General features: G+C 70.5%; 10 protein-coding genes. 1 reads left to right on the forward strand and 9 read right to left on the reverse strand.

Annotation, left to right across the window (positions count from 1 at the left end; all coding sequences use genetic code 11):
* Positions 1-7: 7 nt before the first annotated feature.
* The 3 genes from nadD to ASG73_RS05475 form a co-directional block, all read right to left on the reverse strand.
* Positions 8-601, reverse strand: coding sequence for a nicotinate-nucleotide adenylyltransferase (gene nadD, locus ASG73_RS05470; RefSeq protein ID WP_055992743.1), 594 nt, complete (start codon positions 599-601; stop codon positions 8-10).
* Positions 598-810 carry a hypothetical protein gene (locus ASG73_RS18060; protein WP_162253962.1) on the reverse strand — a complete coding sequence of 71 codons (213 nt, stop codon included), beginning with the start codon at positions 808-810 and terminating at the stop codon, positions 598-600. The genes nadD and ASG73_RS18060 overlap by 4 nt, the downstream gene beginning before the upstream one ends.
* A 446-nt stretch (positions 811-1,256) precedes the next feature.
* The gene (locus ASG73_RS05475) at positions 1,257-2,522 is read right to left on the reverse strand and encodes a glutamate-5-semialdehyde dehydrogenase (RefSeq protein WP_055992746.1); all 1,266 of its coding nucleotides are present in this window, start codon (positions 2,520-2,522) and stop codon (positions 1,257-1,259) included.
* A 38-nt stretch (positions 2,523-2,560) separates the two neighbouring features.
* Here ASG73_RS05475 and pdxY point away from each other — a divergent pair, with 38 nt between their 5' ends.
* On the forward strand, positions 2,561-3,415 hold the full coding sequence (pdxY, locus tag ASG73_RS05480) for a pyridoxal kinase PdxY (RefSeq protein ID WP_055992038.1): 855 nt from the start codon (positions 2,561-2,563) through the stop codon (positions 3,413-3,415).
* A gap of 161 nt (positions 3,416-3,576) precedes the next feature.
* Here the strand turns inward: pdxY and proB are convergent, their stop codons facing one another.
* The 6 genes from proB to ASG73_RS05510 form a co-directional block, all read right to left on the reverse strand.
* Positions 3,577-4,698, reverse strand: coding sequence for a glutamate 5-kinase (gene proB / locus ASG73_RS05485; RefSeq protein WP_055992041.1), 1,122 nt, complete (start codon positions 4,696-4,698; stop codon positions 3,577-3,579).
* Positions 4,698-6,206 (reverse strand): GTPase ObgE, encoded by a 1,509-nt coding sequence (obgE, locus tag ASG73_RS05490; protein ID WP_055992043.1) that lies wholly within the window; start codon positions 6,204-6,206, stop codon positions 4,698-4,700. Before obgE ends, proB begins: the two co-directional genes overlap by 1 nt.
* 93 nt (positions 6,207-6,299) lie before the next feature.
* Positions 6,300-6,563, reverse strand: a complete 264-nt coding sequence (rpmA, locus tag ASG73_RS05495) for a 50S ribosomal protein L27 (RefSeq protein WP_055992046.1) — start codon at positions 6,561-6,563, stop codon at positions 6,300-6,302.
* 33 nt (positions 6,564-6,596) lie between these two features.
* Positions 6,597-6,905, reverse strand: coding sequence for a 50S ribosomal protein L21 (rplU, locus tag ASG73_RS05500; protein WP_055992049.1), 309 nt, complete (start codon positions 6,903-6,905; stop codon positions 6,597-6,599).
* 176 nt (positions 6,906-7,081) lie between these two features.
* The gene (locus ASG73_RS05505) at positions 7,082-10,180 is read right to left on the reverse strand and encodes an Rne/Rng family ribonuclease (RefSeq protein WP_055992052.1); all 3,099 of its coding nucleotides are present in this window, start codon (positions 10,178-10,180) and stop codon (positions 7,082-7,084) included.
* Between the two features lie 161 nt (positions 10,181-10,341).
* Positions 10,342-11,073 carry a TIGR03936 family radical SAM-associated protein gene (locus ASG73_RS05510; protein ID WP_055992055.1) on the reverse strand — a complete coding sequence of 244 codons (732 nt, stop codon included), beginning with the start codon at positions 11,071-11,073 and terminating at the stop codon, positions 10,342-10,344.
* Positions 11,074-11,095 lie beyond the last annotated feature (22 nt).

Genomic DNA, 11,095 nt, shown 5'->3' on the forward strand with positions numbered 1-11,095 from the left:
GTGTCGGTCACTTCCGGTCGTCTGTGTAGAGCTCGTACTTGTTGATGTACTGCACGACGCCGTCCGGCACGAGGTACCAGACTGGTTCGCCGTCGCTGACGCGCTGGCGGCAGTCGGTGGAGGAGATCGCCATGGCGGGCACCTCCTGGAGGGTCACCTTGTCCTCGGGCAGGCCCGACTCGCTCAAGGTGTACCCGGGACGGGTGACGCCGATGAAGTGGGCAAGGTCCCACAGCTCGTCGACGTCCTTCCACGACAGGATCTGCGCGAGGGCATCGGCGCCGGTGATGAAGAAGAGCTCGTCATCGGGGCGCAGCCGCCGCAGGTCGCGCAGGGTGTCGCTGGTGTAGGTCGGGCCGTCGCGGTCGAGGTCGACCCGGCTGACGGTGAACCGCGGGTTGGAGGCGGTCGCGACGACCGTCATCAGGTAGCGGTGCTCGGCGGGGCTGACCTGCTTGTCGGCCTTCTGCCAGGGCTCGCCCGTCGGCACGAAGACGACCTCGTCGAGGTCGAAGCGGGACGCTGCCTCGCTGGCCGCGACGAGGTGGCCGTGGTGGATGGGATCGAAGGTCCCGCCCATCACGCCGAGGCGCTTGCTCAGTGGTGGTCCCCGGCGTCGTGCCCGTGGTCGTCGTGGGCGACGGTGTTGTGCTCGGCGGGGAGCTTGGTCGAGGCCTGACGGAAGGCGAAGAGGACGCCGAGCATCATCGCGAAGATCAGCAGGGCGAACAGGCCGTACACGGAGGGCGGGACGGGCAGCTCGTTGTGGTGCCCGGACTCGGCGACGAGGGAGGCGAGGGTGCTCAGCATGGGTCCATGCTACCCGGACGTTGTCCACCGTCGTCATCCACAGGCCTGTGGGTGACGACGAGGACAACCGGGTGTTCCTGTGGACAGGTCTGTGGGTGGTGTCCGCTCGGCGATGGGTTCGCCCTGCTGTTGCCGTCAGGTGTCCCGTACGCGTAGAACAGACCTCACACCGCGGCCGCTCGAAGAGGGTGCCCACCCACTCTCGGGGGCCGGCAGGACCACAGGGATAACGACGTTGCACGTCCGCGCGGGCCACATCCGTGCCGGGCACCGGCGACTCGAGCAGCGTCGGCGCCTCCTGGTCCACGTGTCACCGCGACGTCAAGGCGTCGTGCCTGCAGTCGCCGCAGGGCCCGAGAGGGAACGTGCCACGGACACGGTCGAGGGCCCTCTCCGCGATGGAGGGGGCCCTCGGCCTGTTTCAGTCGTGGTGCGCGAAGGGGGACTCAGCCACGGATCTGCCCGTCGCCCTCCACGACCCACTTGGTCGTCGTCAGCTCGGGCAGCGCCATCGGGCCGCGTGCGTGCAGCTTTTGCGTCGAGATGCCGATCTCCGCACCGAAGCCGAACTCGCCACCGTCGGTGAAACGCGTGGACGTGTTGACCATCACGGCCGCGGCGTCGACCTCCGCGGTCCAGCGCCGCGCGGCAGCGCGGTCCTCGGTGACGATGGCCTCGGTGTGCCCCGAGCCGTGGCGGCGTACGTGCTCCATCGCGGCGTCGACGTCCTCGACGATCGCCACCGACATCTCGAGGTCGAGGTACTCGGCGTCGTAGTCCTCGTCCGTCGCCGGGAGCACCTCGATCCCCTCCGGCGCGAGCTGCGCGGTCTCGGGGTCGCCGTGCAGGACGACCCCGGCACCGGCGAGCTCGGCCAGGGCCTTGGGCAGGAAGTCCGCGGCGATCTCCCGGTGCACGAGCAGGGACTCCGCCGAGTTGCACACGCTCGGGCGGTGGGTCTTGGAGTTGACGGTGATGGCCAGCGCCCTGCCGAGGTCGGCCGCCGAGTCGACGTAGACGTGGCAGTTGCCCACACCCGTCTCGATGACGGGGACGGTCGACTCGAGGACGACGGCGCGGATCAGGCCCGCTCCCCCGCGCGGGATGAGCAGGTCGACGAGCCCGCGGGCCGTCATCAGTGCCGTGACGACGTCGTGGCCGCCCTCGAGGAGCTGGACCGCGTCCTGCGGCAGCCCCTGCGCCGCGAGCGCCGAGCGAAGGGTGTCGACAAGGGCCCGGTTGGTGCTCGCGGCGGCGGAGCCCCCGCGCAGGATCATCGCGTTGCCGGACTTCAGCCCCAGACCAGCGGCGTCGACGGTGACATTGGGCCGGGCCTCGTAGATCATCCCGATGACACCCATCGGCACGCGGACCTGACGGATCTGCAGACCATTGGCCAAGGTCGAGCCGCGCACGACCTCGCCGACGGGGTCGGGCAGCCCAGCCACGTCGCGCAGGGCCTGGGCCACGGCCGCCACCCGGTCGGCGTCGAGGGACAGCCGGTCGAGGAGACCGGCGGCCATCCCCCCTTCGCGTCCCCGCTGCAGGTCCTCGGCGTTGGCCGCGACGACCCGGTCGGTGGCCGTCTCGACGGCGTCGGCAAGCGCCAGGAGCGCGGCGTCCTTGTCGGCGCGGGTGAGCAGGGCGAGGTGGCGCGAGGCGGTGCGGGCCCGCTGCGCGAGCTCCCGGACGACGGCGGTGCTGTCACTCATGGCCACAGGGTAGGCCGAGGCGGTGAGAGGATGCCGAGGTGACCACGATCCTCTCCATCCAGTCCCACGTCGCCTACGGACATGTCGGCAACTCCGCGTCCGTCTTCCCCATGCAGCGCCTCGGTGTCGAGGTCTGGCCGGTGAACACGGTGAACTTCTCCAACCACACCGGGTACGGCGCGTGGCGCGGACCACTCATGGACCCGGCAGATGTCGCGGACGTCATCACGGGCATCGGTGAGCGCGAGGCCTTCGGCGAGATCGACGCCGTCATCTCGGGCTACCAAGGCGGCGAAGGCATCGGCGCGACCATCCTCGAGGCGGTCGCCAAGGTCAAGGCCGCCAACCCCGAGGCGATCTACGCCTGCGACCCGGTGATGGGCAACGAGACGTCCGGCTGCTTCGTCCACGAGTCGATCCCCGTGCTCCTGCGCGAGAAGGTCGTGCCGCACGCCGACCTCATCACGCCCAACCAGTTCGAGCTCGGCTACCTCACCAAGACCGAGCCGCACTCGCTCGAGGAGACCCTGGCCTCGGTCGACGCCGCCCGGGCGATGGGCCCGAGCACGGTGCTCGTCACCTCGGTGCTGCGCCCGGACCGGCCCGAGGGCACCATCGAGATGCTCGCCTGCCACGACGACGAGGCGTGGATCGTGCGCACCCCGCACCTGCCGCTGAAGGCCAACGGCTCGGGCGACGTGACGGCCGCGCTCTTCACGAGCCACTGGCTGCGCACCGGGTCGCTGCAGGAGTCGCTCGGCGCGACGGTCTCGGCGGTCTTCGACCTGCTGCAGCTCACCCTCGACTCCGGCAAGCGCGAGCTGCAGCTGGTCCAGGCGCAGGAGTCCTATGCCCACCCGCGCATGCAGTTCGAGGTCACGCGGGTTCGCTGACCCCGGGGGTTACGTCGTTCGTCCGGCATCCCCATCGGGGTCTGCGTCGATGTGCAGGGTTGGCGTCGATGCGCAGGGTCGGCATCGATGCGCAGGGTCGGCCGACGCCACAACGTCAGCCAACCCCATGGATCGACGCCGGGCCGCCGAGGGATGCCGGCTCACAGCAGCGCGAGGTGGTCCCGGTGGATGACCTCGCGCTCGTACTGCGGCCCGATGGCCTGCGCCAGCTCCTTGGTGCTGCGACCCATGAGGTGCGGCAGCTCGCCCGAGGTGTAGTTGACCAGGCCGCGAGCGATGACCCTGCCGTCAGGGCCGACGACGTCGACGGGGTCACCGTCGACGAAGGAACCGGTGCACCCGGTGATCCCGGCGGGCAGCAGGGAGCGTCCACGATCACGAAGGGCGGTGACCGCGCCCTCGTCGATCTGGATCGACCCGCGAGGCGTGGTCGCGTGGGCGAGCCACAGTGCCCGGGAGCCGCGCTTGCGCCCGTGCGGGCGGAAGAAGGTCCCCACGTCCTCGCCCGCGAGCGCCTCGGTGACGCGATCGGCGGAGGTCAGCACCGCCGGGATCCCTGCAGCGTTGGCGATCGTGGCGGCCTCGACCTTGGTCGTCATGCCACCGGACCCGACAGCGGAGCCCGTGCCACCGATCGAGATCGCCTCGAGCTGCGCCGGGTCGGACACCACGGTGACCCGCTCGGCGCCCGGGGTGCCGGGCGCCGCGGTGTAGAGGGCATCGACATCGGTGAGGAGCAGGAGCGCGTCCGCGTGGATCAGCTGGGCGACGAGCGCGGCGAGCCGGTCGTTGTCGCCGAAGCGGATCTCGTGCGTGGCCACCGTGTCGTTCTCGTTGACGATCGGGATGACCCCGAGGTCGAGCAGCGAGTCGAAGGTGCGCTTGGCATTGGTGTAGCTCGTGCGACGGGTGATGTCGTCGACGGTCAGCAGCACCTGGCCGATGAGGTGACCGTGCCGACCGAAGGCCCGGTCGTAGGCCGACAGCAGCACGCCCTGACCGACGCTGGCAGCCGCCTGCTGACGGGCCAGGTCGCGAGGACGAGTGGTCATGCCGAGCGGTCCGATGCCCGCCGCGATGGCACCGGAGGAGACGAGCACGATCTGGGTGCCCGCGCTGCACCGGGTCGACAACGCGTTGACGAGCGCCGTGAGGCGCGCGACGTCGAGCTCTCCCCCGATGTCGCTCGTCAGGGATGACGAGCCGACCTTGACGACGATGCGCCCGGCGCGGGCAACCGCACCGCGGGCATCGGCCGCCATCAGTCCTCCTCGGTCCAGTGCCCGGCCTGCCGCTCGGTCCACAGCCCCTCGCGGGCCTGCGTCTGGGCGTCCTTGCGGGCGTGGAACTCGTCGCGACGCTCCTGCGTCGTGCGGCGGCTGTTGTCCTCGAAGCGCAGGTCGGTGCCACGGCCGCCGAGCAGCTCGGCGCCGCCGACGATCGTCGGCTCCCAGTCGAAGACCACCGAGTTGTCCTCGGGCCCGATGAGCACGGTCGACCCGGAGACGGCCCCGGACTTGGTCAGCTGGTCCTCGACCCCGGCACGGCTGAGCCGGTCGGCGAGGTAGCCGACCGCTTCGTCGTTGGAGAAGTCGGTCTGGAAGACCCAGCGGGTGATCTTGTCACCGACCACGTGGTAGACCTCACCGTCCGGGGTGGTCTCCTTGCGCACGGTGAAGCCGGCGTCGTCGACCGCCTTGGGCCGCAGGATGGTGCGCTGCGGGACGATGTCGATCGCGATCTCCGCGCGAGCCGCCTGCACGTGGCGGGCCATGGCGAAGGTCAGCTCCTTGAGCCCGGTGTGTGCGACGGCGGAGACGATGAAGACCTCCAGGCCGCGCTCCTCCAGATCGGACTTGACCATCTCGGCCAGGTCGAGGGCGTCGGGGACATCGGACTTGTTGAGCACGACGATGCGGGTGCGCTCCGACAGCGGCTTGCCGCCGAGGGTGTCGTCGGCCACATAGGCGGCGAGCTCGGCCTCGATGACGTCCAGGTCGCTCATCGGGTCGCGGCCCGGGTCGAGGGTGGCGCAGTCGATGACGTGGACGAGGACCGAGCAGCGCTCGACGTGGCGGAGGAACTCCAGGCCCAGGCCACGCCCTTCGCTCGCTCCGGGGATCAGGCCGGGCACGTCGGCGACGGTGTAGCGCGCGTCGCCCGCGGTGACCACACCGAGGTTGGGCACGAGGGTGGTGAAGGGGTAGTCGGCGATCTTGGGCCGGGCCGCGGACAGCACCGACACGAGCGAGGACTTGCCGGCGCTCGGGAACCCGATGAGCGCGACGTCGGCGAGCGACTTCAGCTCCAGGATGACGTCGGTGGTCGCTCCCGGCTCGCCGAGCAGAGCGAAACCGGGCGCCTTGCGGCGGGCGCTGGACAGCGCCTTGTTGCCCAGGCCCCCTCGGCCACCCTTGGCCGCGACGAAGCGGGCACCGGGAGTGACGAGGTCTGCGAGGACGTCGCCGTGCGCATCGGTGACGACCGTGCCGGCCGGCACGGGCAGGACGAGGTCGCCGCCGTTGGCGCCGTTCTTCTCGTCGCCGCCGCCGGGCGCACCGTTGGTGGCCTTGCGGTGGGGGCTGCGGTGGTAGTCGAGGAGGGTCGTGACCTGGTCGTCGACGTAGAGGATGACGTCGCCGCCGTCCCCACCGTTGCCTCCGTCGGGGCCGCCCAGCGGCTTGAACTTCTCGCGGTGCACGGAGGCCACGCCGTGGCCGCCCTTGCCGGCCTCGACGTGCAGGGTGACGCGATCGACGAAGGTCGTCACGACCTCACCTCTTCTTGATCTGTGGGTTGGTGCGGGTACGGCGAAGGGGGCAGGTCAGCGGACCCGCCCCCTTCGCGCATGCTTGGTGTCGCGTCAGCTGGCGGAGTCCACCGGCAGGACGCTGACGATCTTGCGGCCACGCTTGGCGCCGAAGGTCACCGAGCCGTCCGCGAGGGCGAACAGCGTGTCATCCCCGCCACGGCCGACGTTGTCGCCGGGGTGGAAGTGGGTGCCGCGCTGGCGCACGATGATCTGACCGGTACCGACGATCTCGCCGCCGTACTTCTTGACGCCGAGGCGCTGGGAGTTGGAGTCGCGTCCGTTGCGGGACGAGGACACACCCTTCTTGGAAGACATGTCAGTGGGTTCCTAACTGTTGAAGAAGAAGGCTCAGGCCTTGATGTCGGTGATCTTCAGCTGCGTGAGCGGCTGGCGGTGACCCTGGCGCTTGCGGTAGCCGGTCTTGTTCTTGTACTTCATGATCGTGATCTTGGGGCCCTTGGCGGCCCCCAGGATCTCGGCCGTGACGCTGACCTTGGCCAGCTTGTCGACATCGCTGGTCACGGTGGACCCATCGACGACGAGGAGCGGCTTGAGGTCGATGCTGTCGCCAGCGTCGCCCTTGATCGAGTTGATGAGGATGGTGTCGCCGACGGAAACCTTCTCCTGGCGGCCACCCGCGCGAACGATCGCGTACATCAGTGGAACTCACTTTCGGTTGCAGGTGCACTCGCTCTGTCTGACCGGCCAACAGTCCCCGTGCCGAGGCACGAGGCGTCCGCTCGGTGGGCGCACCAAGAGCACAGACTACCGGCCACCCCCACCTGCGGCAAAACGCAGGACGAAGGGGGTGACCGGCAGTGGTCGGGACGGGCTCAGGCCTGGGGTGGCCCGGCCTGCGACGTCACGCGCTTGCGCTTGGGACGGGCAGGAGCCGCCGGCTCGGGGTCGGCCACCGGGGTGGTCGGGGCCTCGCCGGACTCCCCCGCGATCTTGGTGATCGGGACAGCCGCCGTCTCGGCGGGTGCGGTGAGGTCGACCGGCTGCAGAGCGACCGGGGCGCCGGCGCTCGAGGCGGCCCGACGGCCACCACGACGACGCGTGGGCGCCTCGGGCTCGGGTGCGACCTCGGGCTCCGGTGCGGGCTCGGGCTCCGGTGCGATCTCGGGCTCGGGCGCTGCCTCGGGCTCGAGGGTCGGGGCCGCGGTGAGGTCCACCGGCTCCAGTGCCACCGGGGCGCCGGCGCTCGAGGCGGCCCGACGGCCACCACGACGACGCTTGGGTGCTTCCGGCTCGGGTGCGACCTCGGGCTCGGATGAGACCTCGGGCTCCGGTGCGATCTCGGGCTCGGGCGCTGCCTCGGGCTCGGGCGTCGTGGCCGCGGTGAGGTCCACCGGCGTCAGAGCGACCGGGGCGCCGGCGCTCGAGGCGGCCCGACGGCCACCACGACGACGCTTGGGTGCCTCCGGCTCGGGTGCGGTCGACTCCTCGACCGCCGACTCCGCGAGCACGGGGACCTCGAGATCCGCGACATCGTCCTCACTGGACTCACCCGAGATGTTCTTGATCGCGGCGGCGTGGGCTGCCGCAGCGATCTGGGCCGCGGTGCGGCCGTTGGCGTCGGTCTGCTCCTCGACGGGCTCCTGGCGCTGCTGCGAGGAGTCCGACTCCCCCTTCGACCGGCCACGACGGGACTTGCCGCCGCCACTGCTGCCACCGTGGTTGCCGCCGGCGTGACCGCCCGGGTCGTGGGCGACGGGCTCGCTGTGCACGATGATGCCCCGGCCCTGGCAGTGGTCGCACTCCTCGGAGAAGACCTCGATGAGGCCGGCGCCGACGCGCTTGCGGGTCATCTGGACCAGACCGAGCGAGGTGACCTCGGCGACCTGGTGCTTGGTCCGGTCACGGCCCAGGCACTCCAGGAGGCGGCGCACGACGAGGTCGCGGTTGGCCTCCAGGACCATGTCGATGAAGTCGACGACGATGATGCCGCCGATGTCGCGCAGCCGCAGCTGACGCACGATCTCCTCGGCAGCCTCGAGGTTGTTCTTGGTGACCGTCTCCTCGAGGTTGCCCCCGGAGCCGATGAACTTGCCGGTGTTGACGTCGACGACGGTCATCGCCTCGGTGCGGTCGATGACGAGCGAACCACCCGAGGGCAGCCAGACCTTGCGGTCCATCGCCTTGGAGATCCCCTCGTCGACCCGGTGCGCGCTGAAGACATCGCCCTCACCGGTCCACTGCTCGAGCCGGTCGGACAGGTCCGGGGCCACCGCGTCGACATAGCCCTTGATCTCGCGCCAGGCACCCTCACCCGAGACGACCATCTTGGCGAAGTCCTCGTTGAAGATGTCGCGGATGACCCGGAGGGTCATGTCGGGCTCGGCGTGCAGCAGCACGGGGGCGCCGCCCGAGGAGCCCTTCTTGACCTGCTTGGACCCGGCCGCTTCGCTGACCTTGTCCCAGGCCTTGGTGAGTCGCTCGACGTCGGCAGTCAGCTCCTTCTCGGAGGCGCCCTCCGCGGCGGTGCGCACGATGACGCCGGCGCTGTCGGGCACGACCTGCTTGAGGATGGCCTTCAGGCGGGTGCGCTCGGTGTCCGGGAGCTTGCGGGAGATGCCGGTCATGCTGCCCTCGGGCACGTAGACCACGTAGCGGCCCGGCAGGGAGATCTGCGAGGTCAGGCGGGCACCCTTGTGACCGACCGGGTCCTTGGTGACCTGGACGAGGACCGAGTCACCGGCCGACATCGCGTTCTCGATGCGGCGGGCCTGGCCGTTGCCCACGCCCTGGGCCTCCCAGTTGACCTCACCCGCGTAGAGCACGGCGTTGCGGCCCTTGCCGATGTCGATGAAGGCGGCCTCCATGCTCGGCAGCACGTTCTGCACGCGGCCGAGATAGACATTGCCGACCAGCGTCGAGGTGGTCTCACGTGAGACATAGTGCTCGGCGAGCACGCCGTCCTCGAGGACCGCGATCTGGGTGCGCTCGCCCTGCTGACGCACGGCCATGACGCGCTCGACGCTCTCGCGGCGGGCCAGGAACTCGGCCTCGGTGATGATCGTGCGGCGACGACCGGACTCACGGCCCTCGCGGCGACGCTGCTTCTTCGCCTCCAGTCGGGTGCTGCCCTTGATCGACTGCACCTCGTCGCGGCGCGACTCGCGCACGCGGGTGGTGGTCCCGGGCGGGTCGTCCTGACTGCTCTTGCCGCCACCGCCACCGTTGCCGCCACCGTTGCCACTTCCGCCGCGACGGCGACGCCGGCGACGACGCGAGCTCGAGCCGCCGTCGTCATCGGAGTCCGAGTCGTCGCTGTCGTCGGAGTCGTCCTCGGACGAGGTGTCGTCAGCGTCGGAGTCGTCGTTGCGCTCGTCCTGCTTGTTGCCGCCGCGACCCCGGCCGCGGCCACGACCCCGGTTGCGGCCGCTGTTGCTGTTGCTGTTGCCCGAGCCCTCGTCGGAGGAGTCGTCGGAGTCGGACGAGGAGTCGTCGTCGCTCGAGGAGCTGTCATCGCTCGAGGAGTCGTTGCCCCTCGAGGGGTCGTTGTCGGACGCGCTGGAGCCGTCGTCCGAGGAATCGGTCGAGCGGTTGTTGCTGTTGCGACCCCGGCCACCACGACGGCGGCGACGGCGGCCCCCTTCGCCCTGGGAGTTGTCGTCGTCGTTCGAGTCGTTGCGCTCGTCGCTGTCGTTCGAGTCATTGCGCTCGTCGCTGTCGCGGTCGTTGCGCTCGTCGCTGTCATCGCGACTGTCGACGTCATCCTCGTCCGAGTCCTCGTCCGCGAGCTCCGGCTGGGGCTGCGGCTCCGGGGCTCGGCGACGAGGCGGGGCGGTGACCGTGGTCGGCGGCTGGAAGAGCAGACCGAATGAGGGCACGGCCGCGGCCGGCGCCTGTTGCTGGGGGCTCTCGTCCTCGACGATGGTCTCGTTGTCGAGCGACTCGTCAAACTGGTGTTCGTTGTCGGTGGCCATGTGGCACCTCCTGCACCTCGACCGGATCCCGACACCGACACCCCGTGAGGTGCAACCCGACCGCTGTGCGGCGTGGCGGGCGCCTGGCGCCCGCGAAAAGGTCCGTGTTGCCTCGGCGGGGCTCGCGCTGAGCGCGGCACCTCGTCAGGGCCGGCGTCGTCTCAGTCGGCGGCCAGTGGATCGGCCACGCTCTCGGTCTCGCTGCTCCAGATCCCCTGCGCCAGTCGCGTCGCCTTGGGCGACTGTGGTGGCGCGAACGAGGTGGCAGCGGCGATCGCACTGAGGACGTCGTCGGGGCGAACGGCAGGTGTGGTGTGCCGCACGACCATCGTCAGTATCGCACAACCGTCCTCGCTCACCCCTGTGACGGCCCGCTCGACCGGCCCGCGCGCGTCGTAGCTCTTCAGGCCCTTCTTGAACATGCGCTCGACCTCGACGTGCTCCTGCGCCATGAAGCCCGCGACGGCACGCTCCAGATCGGCCGGCTCGACACCGGGGAACTCCAGGAGCCACCGGCTGGCCTGCAGACGGTCGGCCAGAGCCCCCGGCTGGGCGTCGACGACCGAGACGATGTCCAGCCCGTCGGGGAGGGCCTCGTTGAGCGCGGTGGCCACCGAGTCCGGGTCCACCTGCTCGGTCACCGAGATCTCGAAGTACTCCGCCTCGCTGGCCGCACCGGTCGCCGCGCCGTTGGCGTAGGAGATCTTGGGGTGCGGGTGGAAGCCCGCCGAGTAGGCCATCGGGACCCCGGAGCGGCGCAGTGCGCGCTCGAGCGCCCGACCGAAGTCACGGGTCGAGGAGTAGCGCAGCCGCCCGCGGCGGGCGTACTGGATGCGCAGCTTCTGCACCGCCGGGGGCGGGGGCGGACCATCGGGGGTGCGTTGTGCGGCCATGCCGACAAGGGTAGGTGCAGCC

Source organism: Janibacter sp. Soil728 (assembly GCF_001428305.1).
Classification (GTDB): Bacteria; Actinomycetota; Actinomycetes; order Actinomycetales; family Dermatophilaceae; genus Janibacter.

Coding starts and splice junctions, on each gene's coding strand:
- ASG73_RS18060 (WP_162253962.1), bottom strand. CDS start 810: ATGCTGAGCACCCTCGCCTCCCTCGTCGCCGAGTCCGGGCACCACAAC.
- rplU (WP_055992049.1), bottom strand. CDS start 6,905: ATGTACGCGATCGTTCGCGCGGGTGGCCGCCAGGAGAAGGTTTCCGTC.
- ASG73_RS05505 (WP_055992052.1), bottom strand. CDS start 10,180: ATGGCCACCGACAACGAACACCAGTTTGACGAGTCGCTCGACAACGAG.
- ASG73_RS05510 (WP_055992055.1), bottom strand. CDS start 11,073: ATGGCCGCACAACGCACCCCCGATGGTCCGCCCCCGCCCCCGGCGGTG.
- rpmA (WP_055992046.1), bottom strand. CDS start 6,563: ATGTCTTCCAAGAAGGGTGTGTCCTCGTCCCGCAACGGACGCGACTCC.
- ASG73_RS05475 (WP_055992746.1), bottom strand. CDS start 2,522: ATGAGTGACAGCACCGCCGTCGTCCGGGAGCTCGCGCAGCGGGCCCGC.
- proB (WP_055992041.1), bottom strand. CDS start 4,698: ATGGCGGCCGATGCCCGCGGTGCGGTTGCCCGCGCCGGGCGCATCGTC.